Origin of the sequence: Pseudoalteromonas sp. PAB 2.2, from assembly GCF_001938575.1 — a bacterium.
Lineage (GTDB): Bacteria > Pseudomonadota > Gammaproteobacteria > Enterobacterales > Alteromonadaceae > Pseudoalteromonas > Pseudoalteromonas lipolytica.
Genome location: NZ_LYPI01000017.1, coordinates 38,411 through 54,419 on the forward strand (window position 1 = coordinate 38,411; position 16,009 = coordinate 54,419).

Consider the following 16,009-nt stretch of genomic DNA (forward strand, 5'->3'; position numbering starts at 1 on the left):
CAGTGATCCATCCTACGGCGATAATCGAACCAGGTGCGAAGCTTGGAAATAATGTTTCAGTTGGCCCATACAGCTACATTGGTAATGATGTAGAAATTGGTGATAACTGTATCATTGAGTCTCATGTGGTTGTTAAAGGCCCATCGACAATAGGTTCTGGTAACCATATTTTTCAATTTGCATCGGTTGGTGAAGCTTGCCAAGACAAAAAATATGCTAATGAGCCAACTACGTTAATTATCGGTGATAACAACGTAATTCGTGAATGTGCAACAATCCACCGTGGTACTATCCAAGACCAAGGCGTTACTAAAATTGGTAGCAATAACTTGTTTATGGCGTACACCCATGTTGCGCATGATGCCGTCATTGGCGATAACGTTATTTTTGCTAATAATGCATCTGTTGCAGGCCATGTACACATTGGTGATTGGGTTATCCTTGCTGGTAACTCGGGTATTCATCAATTTTGTAAAGTGGGTGCACATGCATTTGTTGGCATGTATTCAGGCGTTAACAAAGATGTTCCTCCGTTTGTTACAACGATTGGTACCCCAGCAGGACCCGTTGCTATCAATACAGAAGGCATGAAACGTCGTGGCTTTGAAAGTGATGAAATAATGGCAACACGCCGTGCGTATAAAACACTTTACCGTAAGAGCCTAGGTGTAGAAGAGGCAATCGCTGAACTCAGCGAAGATGCAGCAAAATACCCAGCCGTTCAGCTTATGATCGACTTTGTGAAAAGTTCTGAGCGCGGAATCATTCGCTAATCAATAGCGATAGACGAAAAGCCACCGACAGGTGGCTTTTTTGTATTTGTAGTTCAGGTTTTACTAAGCAATGATTTGCTAAATTTATTGATTAAAAAGGACAATCAATATGAACAAACTCTTTATTTTAGTGTTAGCGACCTTGCTAATGAGTGGCTGTAGTAGCGCACCTTCCGTACCAAAGGGCGCGATAGAAAAAGGTAAAGCGAGTTATTACGCTGACAAGTACCATGGTCGAACGACAGCAAGCGGGGAGGCTTTTAATCAACAAGCCTTGAGTGCTGCTCATAAAACACTTAGGTTTGGCAAACGGGTCAAAGTGACGAACCTTGCCAACAACAAAAGTGTGATTGTTACCATTAACGACCGCGGCCCATTTATTCGCGGTCGCATTATTGATTTATCTAAGCAGGCGTTTTCAGAAATTGCTTCCTTAAAGCACGGTGTGATTGACGTTACCGTTGAGCAGCTCGATTAAAAGCGCGTGATCAGCTCAACATAATCAGCTTCGTTTGCAAGCAACTCTGCATGAGTGGCCACTGCTCTTATTTTCCCTTGCTCTAACCAAATGACCTTATCAACCCGGCTAAGCATGGCTGGGTCATGGGTAATAGTGAGCATCGTTTTATCTGCCCAAACTGTCTCAAGTGTATTAAGCAAATGGTATTTAGTGTGGTTATCTAAACTTTCTGTCGGTTCGTCAAGAATGACTAAATTACCGTGCCTTAATATGGCTTGAGCAATTGCAATACGGCGTGATTGACCGTGCGACAGCTTTCTACCTGCTATGCCTAAACGGGTATTGAGCCCGGCCTTTAAATTGTTAAGCCAAGAGCTGAGTTCTGCTTGTTCGCAGGCTTGAATAAGCATTTCATCTGTTGCATCAGGCGCTGCATAGAGTAGGTTTTCACGCAGAGTGCCATCAAAAATATGATGCTGCTGCGCAACAATTGTCAGTTGTTTAAAGCGTGCTGAAGGTGTCATGCTCTCAAGCTCAAAACTGTGCTCGTTTGTGGTCAGCTTTAAAGAGCCTGATTGCAGTGGCCAAAGACCGGTGAGTAAATTAACAAGCGTGGTTTTACCACTGCCACTGGCACCAACCAGCGCAACCTTGCTTGCAGCACAGACAGACACGTTGATGTTATTAAGTGCCTTACGTGTGCTTCCAGCGTATTGATAACTGACATTACTTAACGTAAGACCGAGCGCTGATTGATTGTCTATTTCATTTTGCTGTGTATTGGCTTTGCTGTGATTGTCTTCAAGTACGAACAGGCGCTCTGCGGCGCTTAAGGTCAGAGGTAATTCTATAAACGCTGTAGGCAGGGTGAGTACAGTTTCAAAGCTTGCTAGAACAAATAGCGCCAGCATAGCCAGTTCAACGTTTTTCATGGTGCCCAGAGAAACCAATGGAATAATCATAAACACACTTGCCAGCATAGTCAGTTGAATAACCAAGGTGCTTAAACCATTGCTGTTTGCAACCGCTTTATGGCGGCTATAAAGCTGAGCATTGTATTGTTGGCTTAAAGAATCACAATGCGTGAGTTGAGCGTTTTGTGCTTGATATACAGCAAGCTCTCTTGCCCCTTTTAATGTATCGGCAAGTTCAGCTCTTAATTCTGCACTAAGTTGTGTTTCGACATGCGCTTCTTTATGAAGTTTACGGCTTAGTAAAGCCGGGAGTAGCACCCCTATAACCATTAATGAAATAAAGCATAGCAATGCAACGTCGGCGTTATACGCTGCCATAAACGCCAGCACAATTGGGATAGTAAAAAGCGCAACGATGATTGGCAGCAGCACATTTAAGTAAAACTTATCGAGCGCGTCGACATCGTTTTGTAATCGATTGACTAAATCGGCACTGCGGCTCATTGCTAAATCGACATTATTGAGGCGACTCAGTGTTGCGAACATTTTTACGCGAATCTCGCTCAATAATAAAAATGTCGCGTTATGTGTAATCATACGCTCGCCATAACGCGATGCGGTTCGCACAATCGCTAAAAAGCGGATCACGCCTGCAGGAGTAAAATAGTTCATTTGCACACCAGCAATGCCAGCGGCAGCCATCGCGGCCAAAAACCAGCCTGAAATAGCCAGTAAACCCACATTAGCCAGCACGGTTAAGCTTGCTAAAAAAGCCCCCAGTAACAGCATGCCAGCATGCGGTTTGCATAGTTTAAGTAAGCGTACAAAATTATGCATGGGCTTCACCTCGACTTACCAGTTTTGCAAATAGCCCTGCGTCGTTGACCAGTTGTTTATAACGGCCCGACTCTACAATGCTGCCTTGCTGCATTACGTAAAGGGTATCAGCGTGCTTTACCGTATTAAGTCTGTGAGCGATGACCAAGACTAAATGATTTTTCGCATATTCACAGATTGCTTGGTTGATAAGCTGTTCTGTTTGGCTGTCTAAATGTGCTGTAGGTTCATCGAGTAGTAGAACTGGGGCATCTTTTAAAAATGCACGGGCAAGCGCTATGCGCTGTTTTTGCCCACCGGAGAGGCCTTCACCTTGCTCACCCAGTAAGGTATCAAAGCCATGTGGTAAAGCGTTAATAAATTCAAGTGCGCCCGCTTTACTGGCGGCTTCAATGAGCTCGTCTTGGCATGCATCAGGTTTGGCTAGACGCAGGTTGTCGGCAACACTTCGGTAAAATAAAGTGGCGTGTTGAGGGATCCATGCAAGCTGTGCATGCCAATCACTTAAAGCTGTGTCACTTAAGGGTTGCCCGTTGATGCTAATGGCGTGGTTAGCGTGATGATGAAAACCTAATAGGCAGTCAAATAAAGTACTTTTCCCTGAGCCACTTTCGCCAACAAATGCAATTAAACCCGTGTTAGGTAGTGTTAAATTGATATCTGTCACCCCTTCGTTTGTTTCGGGGTAGTGATAGCTAAGTGCGGTTAATTTTATGTCTTCAAGTGGTAATGGGAGAGGGGAAGTACCCGTGTGATCATCTGCTTCACTGTGATTAATAATCTCGACCATATCAGCAGCAGCGCTGATACCTTCAAGTTTTGCATGGTAGTGGGTGCCCATTTTCCTAAGCGGTAAATAAAACTCAGGAGCCAGTAATAACACCACAAAACCAGTGGCAAAGTCGAGGGTGCCAAAGAACAGCCTAAAGCCAATGATAACGGCAACAAGGGCAACACTAATGGTGGCTAAAAACTCAAGGGCGAAAGATGATAAAAAGGCGACTTTCAACACCCCCATGGTCGCACCACGGTAATCATCAGAAATCTGACTTATGCTATTTAGCTCACGCTTGGTTGCATTAAAGAGCTTGAGTTGAGTCAGTCCTTGTAATCTGTCAAAAAAGTAATTTCCTAGTACCGCTAGCTGTTGCCAACGCTCTTGGTTTAACTGTTCAGCCTTATGGCCCACTAAAATCATAAAAAATGGGATAAGCGGGGCTGTTAATAGGAAAATGAGGCCCGCTTTGTAATCGGTTGGAAAAATCACCACTAATATTGCGAATGGAATAAGTGCACTGTAAGCCACACTTGGAATATAGTTGGCGTAATATTGATGCAGTGCTTCAACACCATTGTGTAAGGTATTAAGTGTAGCGCCGTGACCTTTTTGTTCACTGTAAGCTGGCCCAAGTTTGCTGAGCTTTTCTAGCAATGTATTTCGCATCACGTTTTTTATTTTTAACGCGGCAAGGTTACTCACGCGTTCACTTAGCGCAACCAACAAAGCACGAACTAAAATTAGCCCCGCAAGAGGCCATAATAAAGGGCTTACAGCTTGCAAGTTTGCTTGTTCAAACATGACTTGATGAACCGCGTTCGCAAGAAGGTAACAAGAGGCAATCATTAACAGGGCATTGAAAGTGCCCAGACTAATGCTTAATTTAAGAAGCCCAGAAGCGGACTGACTATACTGCTTTAAAAAAGCGCGCAGCGTTTGCTGCTGCGCGCGATTTGGTCGGGGTTTAGTTGTCATCGTTGTTTTTGAGTCTCGCGTACAGCTCTAGCTCATCATCAGCGATAGAATCTTTATGTTGATGAAATTCGTACCACATCACGTTAATTACCCCAAGTGTACAGGCTAATAGAACACCTAATATCCAGGCAAAATACCACATAATTAAATCTCCTTAATAGCTACCGTGAGTGTTGTTTTCGATTTCAGCGATAGTGACTTTTCGCCACATCTTCACATAACACCAGGTCGTGTAAGTTAAAATTAAAGGAACAAAAATAATGGCAACAACAAACATAACATTGAGGGTCATATGGCTCGAAACCGCATCCCACATAGTAAGACTAATATTAGGGTTGTTGCTTGAAGGCATAATAAACGGGAACATTGACATGCCTGCTGTTAAAATAACTCCAGCCAACATGATGCTTGATGAAACAAGTGCTAACGCAGGCTTTTGTAATTTAGATAACACAATAGCCAGTGCCGCCATCACAAATGTTAGCGCTGGGAAAAGCATCGTTAGAGGCATTTTTGTATAGTTATCAAGCCATGCACCTGGTGCCTGCGTTACTGTTTTAGCCAGTGGGTTCGCATAGCCTTGAGTGTCGCCCATGCTGACGATTGTATAACCGTCAATTTGCGATATCCAAACACCTGCTAAGGCAAACAATACAATAAACGCCATAAGTGCATATCGGCCATATTGTGCTGAGCGTTTGGCTACGTCTGCATCGGTACGAAGTTGCAGCCACATACCCGCATGACCAACCAACATAAGCACACTTATTAAGCCAGCAACGATGGCAAATGGATTAAGTAAAGCAAAGAATGAGCCTTGATAGCTTACACGTAATAAATCGTCAATATGATAAGGCACACCTTGTAGCAAGTTACCAAAAGCAACCCCAAATACGAGTGCAGGAATAAAACTGCCTGCAAACAAGCCCCAATCCCAGTTATTTCGCCAACGAGCTGACTCAATTTTTGAGCGATAATCAAACCCAAGTGGTCTGAAAAACAGCGCAAATAAGACCAACATCATTGCAAAATAAAAGCCTGAGAATGCAGCAGCATACACCATAGGCCATGCAGCGAATAATGCACCCCCAGCGGTAATAAACCACACTTGGTTACCATCCCAGTGAGCCCCGATGGTATTGATAACGGTTCGGCGCTCGACATCTGTTTTGCCAACAAGGCGGAGCAAAATAGCCACCCCCATATCCATGCCATCGGTAACAGCAAAGCCAATCAGGAGCACACCGATTAATACCCACCAGATTAATTTTAGTGTTTCGTAATCAAAGATCATGACTGTACTCCTTGGCCTGCTAGCGAGTCTTCTTTAATGAGTTCGTGATGATATTTACCTGTGTGCAAAGAGCTAGGCCCTTGTTTAACAAAGCGCAGCATCAACCAACCTTCAACGGTTGCTAGACCGGTGTAAAATACAATAAAGCCCGTAATGCTGATCAGCAAATCATTTACAGTTAACGAGGAGGTTGCTAAAAATGTGGGTAATATTTCTGAAATAGCCCATGGTTGACGTCCATATTCAGCAACAATCCAACCGAACTCAATAGCAATCCAAGGTAATGGAATACTCCACACGGCGGCCCAGAGTAACCAACGCTTATGCTCTATAACGCGTTTGGCGTTATAGTAAAAGGCCAGTACAAAGACCCCTAACATAATCACACCGCAGCCAACCATTATCCTAAATGACCAAAACATGGGCCCCACTTTCGGAAATGAGTCTTTCACCGCTTTCTGAATTTGCGCTTCTGTGGCATCAACCACATTAGGAGTGTAGCGTTTAAGCAACAGACCATAACCGAGGTCAGCTTTCAGTGTATCGAACTTGGCAATGTTCTCGGCGGAGTCATCACCACCACGCAATTTTTCGAGATACTCGTATGCTTGCATACCGTTACGAATACGTGTTTCGTGTTGTTTTTCTAAATCTTTGATACCCGTGACTTGTTCATCAATCGAACGTGTCGCAATAATGCCCAACGCATAAGGTATTTTAACCGCAGCATGGGTGACTTGCTGTTCAGAGTCAGGAATACCTACCAGTGTAAATGCTGCGGGCGCTTCTTCTGTGTGCCATTCAGCCTCGATTGTAGCCAGTTTAACTTTTTGTACTTCGCCTACTTCATAACCAGACTCATCTCCTAGTAAAATAACGCATAAAATAGAGGCAAGGCCAAAACCTGATGCAACAGAGAATGAACGTTTCGCAAAGGCCAAATCACGACCTTTGAGTATGTACCAACTACTGATGCCGAGTACGAACATTGAAGCCGCGACATAACCGGCAGACACCGTATGAATAAATTTAACCTGTGCGACGGGGTTGAATACTAGCTCCGCAAAGCTGGTCATTTCCATGCGCATGGTTTGATAGTTAAACTCTGCGCCCACAGGGTTCTGCATCCAACCATTGGCAATCAAAATCCACAATGCCGAAAGGTTAGTGCCTAAAGCCATTAAAAAAGTCGCTGCAAGGTGTTGGCGTTTTGTGAGTCGCTCCCAACCAAGGAAAAACATGCCGACAAAGGTCGATTCTAAAAAGAACGCCATCAACCCTTCAATAGCCAGAGGAGCGCCAAAAATATCACCCACATAGTGAGAGTAATAAGACCAGTTAGTACCAAACTCAAACTCCATAGTGAGACCAGTAGCCACACCAATCGCAAAGTTTATACCAAACAACTTACCCCAAAATTTAGTCATATCACGGTAAATTTCACGACCTGTCATCACATAAACGGATTCCATGATCACCAAAATCCACGTCATACCTATAGTGAGTGGTACAAATAGAAAGTGAAAGAGGGCAGTAATTGCAAATTGCAATCGCGATAGATCCACAAATGTTTCATCTATCATTGTTTAGCTCCTTATTAAAGGGTGCGGTAGACACGACAAAAAAAATAGCTTTCAAAGTTTCAGTAATTACTGAAACTTCGTGAATATTAACCTTGTATCTATTTTAGTCAATAGAAAATAGGAAATTAATATGATAGCGATTGTTCGTTAATTCTACAGATTAGAGATAAAAACTAAATATTTCAAATGATTAATCTATAGTTTAAGAAAGTAATTAATTACTAATTCAACCCCTTTGACTTACTCAAAAGTGAGTAGCCCCCTGTGCTGGCATTGTTTTTATCTATTTTATAAACGGCTTTTAGAGCAACTTTTAATCGCAATTTTAATTTCTAGTATTTATTAACTCTGTGACATTTATCCGATTGCTAAAACACGGTAAACTCATTTTTATTAGTGCAGAAAGTTGCGAATTATCAACGAATGAAAGAACAAACAAAGCCGTTACGTATTGCCTTGGTGGCAGGTGAGTTATCAGGTGATATTTTAGGTGAAGGGCTCATTAAAGCACTTAAAGTACGTTTCCCAGATGCTATTTTTGAAGGAATTGCAGGGCCGCGTATGCAAGCTGCGGGTTGTACAACGTTATTCGATATGGATGAGTTGTCGGTAATGGGGCTGGTTGAAGTGTTGGGGCGCTTACCGCGCTTATTAAAAATTCGCAAACAGCTCGTGCAACATTTTATAGATAATCCGCCTGATGTGTTTATTGGTATCGATGCGCCAGACTTTAATTTACGTGTTGAAAAGCCGCTAAAAGAAGCGGGTATCAAAACAATTCAATATGTGAGCCCCTCTGTTTGGGCGTGGCGTGAAAAGCGTATTCATAAAATCAGCGCAGCAACTAATTTAGTGTTGGCTTTATTACCATTCGAAAAAGCATTTTATGACAAACACAACGTGCCTTGCACATTTGTTGGTCATACGCTGGCTGATGATATTGCGCTGGAGCATGATCAGAGCAAAGCGCGTAATGCACTCGGTTTATCAGATTCAGACAAAGTATTGGCGCTTTTACCGGGCAGCCGAGGCTCAGAAGTGGGTCTTTTGAGTGACACTTACATTCAGACCGCCGCTAAACTACAGGCAGAAAACCCAGCACTGAAAATAGTGGTACCACTCGTTAACGAAAAACGAAAAACTCAGTTTTGTGACATTCTAGAAAAAACAGCCCCTCATTTAAAATTACAGTTACTCGATGGCCAGTCAAATCTTGCTATGCAAGCTGCCGATGCGATTTTACTTGCCTCAGGGACCGCGACATTAGAAGGCATGCTCTATAAAAAGCCAATGGTAGTAGGGTATAAAATAAAGCCAATGAGCTATTGGATATTTAAAACGCTGTTTACCTTTAACATCAAGTACTTTTCGCTACCGAATTTACTGGCCGATGAAGAGCTTGTCCCCGAGTACCTACAAACAGAATGTAATGTTGATAATTTAACAAATGCACTCACACCTATGTTAAATTCAGATAATAGTGAACTAAAAGCACGCTTTTTAGCGATTCATAAAGAAATTAGGTTAAATGCCAACGAACAAGCTGCAACAGCAGTCGCGGAGTTACTAAATGCAGATTGATCGACCACATGTAAATTATATTGCCGGTGTTGATGAAGTAGGACGTGGCCCGCTCGTTGGTGACGTAGTAACCGCCGCGGTGATCCTCGACCCTACAAAACCGATTGTGGGACTAGCCGACTCAAAAAAATTATCGGATAAAAAACGCCAACTTTTAGCTGCAGAAATTAAAGAAAAAGCCCTGTGTTATGCCATTGGTCGTTGTAGCCCAAGCGAGATTGACGAGCTTAATATTTTACATGCCACTATGCTGGCAATGAGCCGTGCGGTTGAAGGACTCAGTGTAAAACCTGAGTTTGTATTTATTGACGGTAATCGCGTTCCTAGCCAATTAACCATACCTGCGCAAGCGGTAGTTAAAGGCGACAGCTTAGTGGAAGAGATTTCGGCTGCATCAATTCTTGCGAAAGTGGCCCGAGACGACGAAATGATTGAACTCGATAAACGCTATCCAGAATACGGCTTCGCAGGACATAAAGGTTACCCAACCAAAGCGCATTTTGCTGCACTAGAACAGTATGGTGCTATTAATGAGCATCGCAAAAGCTTTAAACCTGTGCAGCGCATTTTGGCGTTAAAAGGAGAGCAACGCTAATGCCTGCGCCGCAATTTGTTCATTTACGTGTTCATTCTGATTTTTCAATGGTGGATGGCCTCGCAAAAACAAAACCAATCGTTGCCAAAGCAGAAGAGCTACAAATGCCAGCGCTGGCCATAACAGACCAGATGAACTTATGTGGTTTGGTGCGTTTTTATGGGGCTGCACATGGCGCTGGAATTAAGCCAATTGTGGGGGCTGATTTTTGGTTACGAAGCCCAGAATTCGAAGATGAACCATGCCGAATAACTATTTTAGCCAAAGATAACGAAGGCTATAAAAACCTCACGTTATTAATCTCTAAAGCGTATCAACGCGGGCATGTTTTTCATCGTCCCGTGATTGACCGTGAATGGCTGGTGGGGCTCAAAAATGGCCTCATAATTTTATCAGGCGCAAAAGATGGCGATTTAGGCAAAGCATTACTTAAAGGCAATGCCGGCCTGATTGAGTCGGTGGTGAGTTTCTATAAGCAACACTTTAGTGACCATTATTATATTGAGCTTATTCGGACTGAGCGCCCGTTTGAAGAAGATTACCTTCATTTAGCGGTAGAATTAGCAAGCCAAGAACAACTGCCCGTGGTGGCCACTAACGAGGTGGTGTTTTTAAAACCTGAAAACTTCGAAGCCCACGAAATTCGTGTTGCAATTCATGATGGTTACACCCTTGAAGATAAGCGCCGACCAAAACGTTTTTCTGATCAGCAATACCTAAAAACAGCTGAGCAAATGGCTGAGCTCTTTAGTGATATTCCTGAAGCGCTCGAAAACACCGTTGAAATTGCAAAACGCTGTAACGTAACCGTGCAGTTGGGCACCTATTTCTTACCCGATTACCCAACGGGCTCGCTCAAAATCGATGAATTCTTAGTTAAAGTATCGAAAGATGGTCTTGAAGAGCGATTGCAGTTTTTATTCCCCGATGAAGAAGAGCGAAAAGAAAAGCGCGTAGAATACGATGAGCGCTTACAAATCGAGCTTGATGTAATTAACCAAATGGGGTTCCCGGGTTACTTCTTAATCGTAATGGAGTTCATCCAGTGGAGTAAGGATAACAATATTCCAGTAGGACCAGGACGTGGTTCGGGTGCGGGCTCGTTGGTTGCATATGCACTTAAAATTACCGACTTAGATCCACTTGAATTTGACTTACTATTCGAACGTTTCTTGAACCCTGAACGTGTATCCATGCCCGACTTTGACGTTGACTTCTGCATGGACAGACGTGATGAAGTGATTGATCACGTATCGGCATTGTATGGCCGCGACGCGGTATCGCAAATTATCACCTTTGGGACCATGGCTGCAAAAGCGGTTATTCGTGATGTCGGGCGTGTACTTGGCCACCCTTATGGGTTTGTCGATCGCATATCAAAACTAGTCCCTGGCGACCCCGGTATGACGCTTGCGAAAGCGTTTGATGTAGAGCCGCGTTTACAAGAAGCCTATGACGGTGACGAAGAAGTAAAAGAGCTTATCGACATGTGTCGCATTCTTGAAGGGTGTACACGTAATGCCGGTAAACACGCAGGGGGGGTGGTAATTTCACCCACCACGATCACCGATTTTGCTGCACTTTATTGCGACGATGAAGGCAAGTTCCCGGTAACTCAATTTGACAAGAATGACGTTGAAACCGCAGGCTTGGTTAAGTTCGACTTCTTAGGTTTAAGAACATTAACCATCTTGCAATGGGCGCTCGACATGACCAACGAGCGTTTAGCGCGCGAAGGTAAAGACCCCGTTGATATCAATGCTATCCCGCTTGATGATAAACCCAGCATTGACTTATTGCTCCGCGCTGAGACGACCGCGGTTTTCCAGCTAGAATCGCGCGGCATGAAAGACCTTATTCGTCGTCTAAAACCTGACTGCTTTGAGGATATGATTGCACTCGTGGCATTATTCCGACCGGGTCCACTGCAATCAGGCATGGTAGATAACTTTATCGACCGTAAGCATGGGCGTGAAGAAATATCGTACCCCGATGTACAGTGGCAACATGAAAGCTTACAGCCAATATTAGAGCCGACCTACGGCATCATCCTGTATCAAGAGCAGGTAATGCAGATTGCGCAGGTATTGGCAGGGTATACCCTTGGTGGCGCAGACATGCTTCGCCGTGCAATGGGTAAGAAAAAACCTGAAGAAATGGCCAAGCAGCGTTCAACCTTCGAAGAAGGTGCAGAAAAGAACGGTATTGACGGCGAACTAGCGATAAAAATCTTCGACTTGGTCGAAAAGTTCGCAGGTTACGGCTTTAACAAATCTCACTCCGCTGCTTATGCATTGGTGTCGTATCAAACTCTGTGGATGAAAACGCATTATCCGGCCGAGTTTATGGCGGCCGTAATGTCGGCTGATATGGATAACACCGATAAAATTGTTACCTTGGTCGACGAATGTGAAAACATGAAGTTAACCTTGCTACCGCCTGATGTAAATGCGGGTGAGTACAAGTTTACGGTTAACTTAAAAGGCCAAATTGTTTACGGTATTGGTGCGATTAAAGGGGTGGGTGAAGCCCCAGTAGAAGCCATTTTAGAAGCGCGTAAAGAAGGCGGCCCGTTTAAAGACTTATTTGATTTTTGCGCTCGCGTTGATTTAAAACGTTTAAATAAACGCGTAGTAGAAAAACTTATTTATGCGGGGGCGCTGGATCAGTTAGGCCCTGATAAAACCCAGCCTGGTCGTGCAACATTGTTAGCTAGTTTAAAAGATGCCATGCGAGCGGCAGACCAGCATCATAAAGCAGAGTCGCTTGGTCAGGCTGATTTATTTGGTTTATTAGCCACAGAGCCAGACGAAGTTGAACAAGCCTTTATTAAAGCCCCAGACCTTACGGATAACGAATGGTTAGACGGTGAAAAAGAAACGTTAGGGCTGTATTTAACGGGCCACCCGATTAATCAGTACCGAAAAGAGCTTAAATATTATACTTCGGGGCGTTTGGTTGATTTGCAGCCAACGAATCGCGACGTGCAGTCAACCGCTGCAGGCTTAGTCATTGCGGCGCGTACGCTCATAAATAAAAAGGGAAATCGTTGGGGTCTTGTAACTTTAGATGACAAGAGTGCCCGTATTGATGTACGCTTATTCCCAGAACAGTTTGAAATGTACCAAGATATGCTGCAAGTTAACAATATCTTGGTAATATCTGGACAGGTCAGCTTTGATAACTTCTCCGGTGGCATTACAATGACCGCCAGAGACATATGCACCATTGCTCAAGCGCGAGAAAAGCGTATAAAAGCGATTAAAATGACGCTGAATATGGTGCAGATCGAGGCGAACTTCTTCGATAATTTACAAAAAGTGCTTGAACCTTATAAGTTTGGCACGTGTCCTATTAAAGTATTCTATCAACGTCCTGATGCGTTGGCTGAGATTACGTTAGGAACCGAATGGTGTGTTACGCCTAGTGATGACTTAATTCACAAGTTATCACTGATGGCGGCGCAAGATGTAGAACTAGAATTTAATTAATTAGGTAGTTTAGAGCATGAGCCTCAATTATCTTGATTTTGAGCTTCCAATCGCAGAATTAGAAGCAAAAATTGAAGAGTTACAAAATGTAAGCCGCGCTGGCGAATTAGACCTTGGATTAGAAGAGGAAGTCAGTCGATTAAAAGAAAAAAGCGCTGAAATGAAAGAGAAAATTTTCTCTGAGTTAGGTGCTTGGCAGGTTTCACAGTTAGCCCGTCATCCGTTGCGTCCTTATACTCGTGATTACATCGAGCGCATTTTCACGGAATTTGACGAACTAGCAGGTGACCGTACTTTTGCTAACGATCCCGCTATTTTAGGCGGTGTTGCGCGTTTTGAAGGCCAACCAGTCATGGTTATTGGTCAGCAAAAAGGGCGTGATACAGCTGAAAAAATCAAACGTAACTTTGGTATGCCAAAACCAGAAGGCTACCGTAAAGCATTACGTTTAATGGAAATGGCTGAGCGTTTCAAAATGCCTATCATGACATTTATCGACACGCCGGGAGCATACCCAGGTGTTGGTGCAGAAGAACGTGGTCAATCAGAAGCGATTGCACGTAATCTTAAAGTGATGGCTGCATTAAAAGTACCGACGATCTGTACTGTTATTGGTGAAGGTGGTTCGGGTGGTGCATTGGCAATAGGCGTGGGTGACCGCGTAAACATGTTGCAGTACAGCACTTACTCAGTAATTTCACCAGAGGGTTGTGCATCAATCCTTTGGAAGAGTGCAGATAAAGCGCCTATCGCTGCAGAAGCAATGGGTGTAACAGCTGCACGTGTTAAAGAACTAGATTTAATCAACAACGTGATTGAAGAGCCACTGGGTGGCGCACATCGTAACTATGATGCAATGGCGCGTAACCTTAAAAATCAACTAAAGCGCGATTTAGCTGATTTACAAGGCTTGTCACTTGATGAAATGCTTGATCAGCGTTACAAACGTTTAATGTCGTTTGGTTATTGCTAATTAGCATAATGATGAAAAAGCCGCTTTTGCGGCTTTTTTTGTTTTATAATACAACGCAATTTATTTTAAGCGTGCCAGTCGATGTTAACTTTGCCACTTTATACCGATTTTCGTAAAGAACTTGAGCCTCTAATTACAAAGGGGCACAAGGCGTATACTGTTGCCTTGTCTGGTGGTGTCGACTCTGTGGTGCTTTTGCATTTAATGGCTGAATTACACCGTGAAAATACGGCGCTGAGTGTGGATGCTGTGTATGTAAATCATGGCTTGAGTGAATATGCAGGGCAGTGGCAATCATTTTGTGAAACGTTATGCAGCTCTCTTGCAGTGCCATTTAAAGCAATAAAAGTGAACATTGAAACACAAGCACGAACCAGCCTCGAGGCGCAAGCCCGAGACGCACGTTATGATGCGCTCGATACGCATAGTCCAAAAGGCAGCGTGTTGTTACTAGGTCAGCATTTAAATGATCAGCTTGAAACGTTCTTTTTGCGCCTAAAGCGTGGCTCAGGCTTGCAAGGGTTAAGTGCAATGCAGCAGCAAAGAGTGTTGTCATCTGGGCGTGTATGCTTTAGACCCTTGCTTAATGTGACACGCCAGCAAATAGAGCTATTTGCTGAACAGCGTGGAATTCAACATATTACAGATGACTCAAACAGCGACGAGCGCTTTGACCGTAATTTTTTACGTCATCAGGTGATCCCCGTTTTAAACGACCGCTTTCAGGGCTTTGAGAAAAGTGCTGCGCGCAGTATTCGCTTATTACAGCAGCAACAATCACTGTTAGATGAATACACAGAAACAGACCTTGCGCACTGTCAAAATAAACACGGCGGTTTAAGCTGTTGTGCGGTTAAAGGTTTTTCTGATACGCGTAAAGCAAACCTTGTGCGCGCGTGGCTCAAGCAATTTACACATCAAATGCCCTCTGAAAATCAGCTTAAGCAAATTATTGAACAGGGCTTAAACGCACAGGCCGATGCCCAATTAAAAATCTGTTTAGCGAGCGGACAAGTTCGTCGCCATCAACATTACTGGTATTTCGTTACAGAACAGCCAATACCCAAATCATGTGATATAAATCTTGAAACCGTAACCTTATCGGATGGCCGAACTTTAAGATTTAAAACAGGTAAAGGAATTCGATTGCCAACGGCTGATGAGCAGGTGAAAGTGGTGTTTAATTGCCCGCAAGCGCGCATAAAGCCACTTAAAAAGCCGGGGTCAAATACGCTCAAACATTGGTTTAAAGATGCGAAGGTCGCTCCTTGGGTTCGTGCACAAGTGCCGCTTATTTTTTATAATGATCAGCTTGTTCAAGTGGTTGGCTATTTTATCAGTGCTACGCACAGTTCAGATGAAGGCATTTTTTGGGAGAGTGAAAATGAGTGAACAGGCTCATGTTGGTTTATCGCTAGTTAATAAAGCACCGCTGGGTTTTATTGTGTCGATTATAGTTGCGGTTATTGCCGGTTTTTCGTTTGCTGAGCTTGAAATGAGTACCTTGTTTTATGCGCTAGCGGGGGGCGTTGCGTGCTCGTTATTGCTGTTAGGGTATTGGTCAGGCAAAGGCGGCGTGTTTTTTATTTTAGGGGTGTTAACACCCCTCGCCCTCGTGGTTGTGTCGCCACTAACGACAATGGCTGCTTTACTTTATTTACTGAGCGGTTTTTTTGCAGGTTTTTGGTTGGTATTACTCGGTTATAAATTGGCTACAAAAAAGCCTAGCGGGGGAAGCTAGGCTTTTCGTAACGA

At 43.7% G+C, this 16,009-nt stretch carries 13 protein-coding genes; 8 read left to right on the plus strand and 5 right to left on the minus strand.

The window, feature by feature from the left end; translation table 11 throughout:
* Window positions 1-2 precede the first annotated feature (2 nt).
* Both lpxA and BWD47_RS15450 read left to right on the plus strand, forming a co-directional pair.
* Window positions 3-773 (plus strand): acyl-ACP--UDP-N-acetylglucosamine O-acyltransferase, encoded by a 771-nt coding sequence (lpxA, locus tag BWD47_RS15445; RefSeq protein WP_036969713.1) that lies wholly within the window; start codon window positions 3-5, stop codon window positions 771-773.
* 103 nt (window positions 774-876) lie between these two features.
* A complete protein-coding gene (locus tag BWD47_RS15450) occupies window positions 877-1,251 on the plus strand; it encodes a septal ring lytic transglycosylase RlpA family protein (RefSeq protein WP_143474501.1) in 375 nt (124 codons plus the stop codon).
* Here the strand turns inward: BWD47_RS15450 and cydC are convergent.
* Genes cydC through BWD47_RS15475 form a run of 5 tightly spaced genes read right to left on the minus strand, consistent with a single transcriptional unit; the run spans window position 1,248 to window position 7,614 of the window.
* Entirely contained in the window at window positions 1,248-2,984 is a 1,737-nt protein-coding gene (cydC, locus tag BWD47_RS15455; protein ID WP_075594264.1) for a thiol reductant ABC exporter subunit CydC, read from the minus strand. The two genes, BWD47_RS15450 and cydC, sit on opposite strands and share 4 nt — an antisense overlap.
* Entirely contained in the window at window positions 2,977-4,737 is a 1,761-nt protein-coding gene (gene cydD / locus BWD47_RS15460) for a thiol reductant ABC exporter subunit CydD (RefSeq protein WP_075594265.1), read from the minus strand. Before cydD ends, cydC begins: the two co-directional genes overlap by 8 nt.
* Window positions 4,727-4,879, minus strand: coding sequence for a cytochrome bd-I oxidase subunit CydX (cydX, locus tag BWD47_RS15465; protein WP_036969707.1), 153 nt, complete (start codon window positions 4,877-4,879; stop codon window positions 4,727-4,729). The genes cydD and cydX overlap by 11 nt, the downstream gene beginning before the upstream one ends.
* Window positions 4,880-4,891: 12 nt before the next feature.
* Window positions 4,892-6,031, minus strand: a complete 1,140-nt coding sequence (gene cydB, locus BWD47_RS15470) for a cytochrome d ubiquinol oxidase subunit II (protein WP_074988619.1) — start codon at window positions 6,029-6,031, stop codon at window positions 4,892-4,894.
* Window positions 6,028-7,614 carry a cytochrome ubiquinol oxidase subunit I gene (locus BWD47_RS15475; protein WP_036969704.1) on the minus strand — a complete coding sequence of 529 codons (1,587 nt, stop codon included), beginning with the start codon at window positions 7,612-7,614 and terminating at the stop codon, window positions 6,028-6,030. Before BWD47_RS15475 ends, cydB begins: the two co-directional genes overlap by 4 nt.
* Before the next feature lie 423 nt (window positions 7,615-8,037).
* Between BWD47_RS15475 and lpxB the strand changes: the two genes are divergently transcribed.
* From lpxB to BWD47_RS15505, 6 genes are all read left to right on the plus strand, one after another.
* Window positions 8,038-9,195 carry a lipid-A-disaccharide synthase gene (gene lpxB, locus BWD47_RS15480; RefSeq protein WP_036969702.1) on the plus strand — a complete coding sequence of 386 codons (1,158 nt, stop codon included), beginning with the start codon at window positions 8,038-8,040 and terminating at the stop codon, window positions 9,193-9,195.
* A complete protein-coding gene (rnhB, locus tag BWD47_RS15485; protein ID WP_075594266.1) occupies window positions 9,185-9,790 on the plus strand; it encodes a ribonuclease HII in 606 nt (201 codons plus the stop codon). The genes lpxB and rnhB overlap by 11 nt, the downstream gene beginning before the upstream one ends.
* Window positions 9,790-13,281, plus strand: coding sequence for a DNA polymerase III subunit alpha (gene dnaE, locus BWD47_RS15490; RefSeq protein WP_074988618.1), 3,492 nt, complete (start codon window positions 9,790-9,792; stop codon window positions 13,279-13,281). The genes rnhB and dnaE overlap by 1 nt, the downstream gene beginning before the upstream one ends.
* Window positions 13,282-13,297: 16 nt before the next feature.
* Window positions 13,298-14,254: an acetyl-CoA carboxylase carboxyl transferase subunit alpha gene (accA, locus tag BWD47_RS15495; protein ID WP_036969697.1), complete on the plus strand. Its 957-nt coding sequence runs from the start codon at window positions 13,298-13,300 to the stop codon at window positions 14,252-14,254.
* An 81-nt stretch (window positions 14,255-14,335) separates the two neighbouring features.
* Entirely contained in the window at window positions 14,336-15,646 is a 1,311-nt protein-coding gene (tilS, locus tag BWD47_RS15500; protein ID WP_074988617.1) for a tRNA lysidine(34) synthetase TilS, read from the plus strand.
* A complete protein-coding gene (locus BWD47_RS15505; RefSeq protein WP_036969693.1) occupies window positions 15,639-15,995 on the plus strand; it encodes a hypothetical protein in 357 nt (118 codons plus the stop codon). Before tilS ends, BWD47_RS15505 begins: the two co-directional genes overlap by 8 nt.
* The last annotated feature ends 14 nt before the right edge of the window (window positions 15,996-16,009 follow it).

Bases quoted from the DNA above. Each gene is read 5' to 3' on its own strand.
- cydC (WP_075594264.1), bottom strand. From the start codon at position 2,984: ATGCATAATTTTGTACGCTTACTTAAACTATGCAAACCGCATGCTGGC.
- cydD (WP_075594265.1), bottom strand. From the start codon at position 4,737: ATGACAACTAAACCCCGACCAAATCGCGCGCAGCAGCAAACGCTGCGC.
- cydX (WP_036969707.1), bottom strand. From the start codon at position 4,879: ATGTGGTATTTTGCCTGGATATTAGGTGTTCTATTAGCCTGTACACTT.
- cydB (WP_074988619.1), bottom strand. From the start codon at position 6,031: ATGATCTTTGATTACGAAACACTAAAATTAATCTGGTGGGTATTAATC.
- BWD47_RS15475 (WP_036969704.1), bottom strand. From the start codon at position 7,614: ATGATAGATGAAACATTTGTGGATCTATCGCGATTGCAATTTGCAATT.
- lpxB (WP_036969702.1), top strand. From the start codon at position 8,038: ATGAAAGAACAAACAAAGCCGTTACGTATTGCCTTGGTGGCAGGTGAG.
- rnhB (WP_075594266.1), top strand. From the start codon at position 9,185: ATGCAGATTGATCGACCACATGTAAATTATATTGCCGGTGTTGATGAA.
- dnaE (WP_074988618.1), top strand. From the start codon at position 9,790: ATGCCTGCGCCGCAATTTGTTCATTTACGTGTTCATTCTGATTTTTCA.
- accA (WP_036969697.1), top strand. From the start codon at position 13,298: ATGAGCCTCAATTATCTTGATTTTGAGCTTCCAATCGCAGAATTAGAA.
- tilS (WP_074988617.1), top strand. From the start codon at position 14,336: ATGTTAACTTTGCCACTTTATACCGATTTTCGTAAAGAACTTGAGCCT.
- BWD47_RS15505 (WP_036969693.1), top strand. From the start codon at position 15,639: ATGAGTGAACAGGCTCATGTTGGTTTATCGCTAGTTAATAAAGCACCG.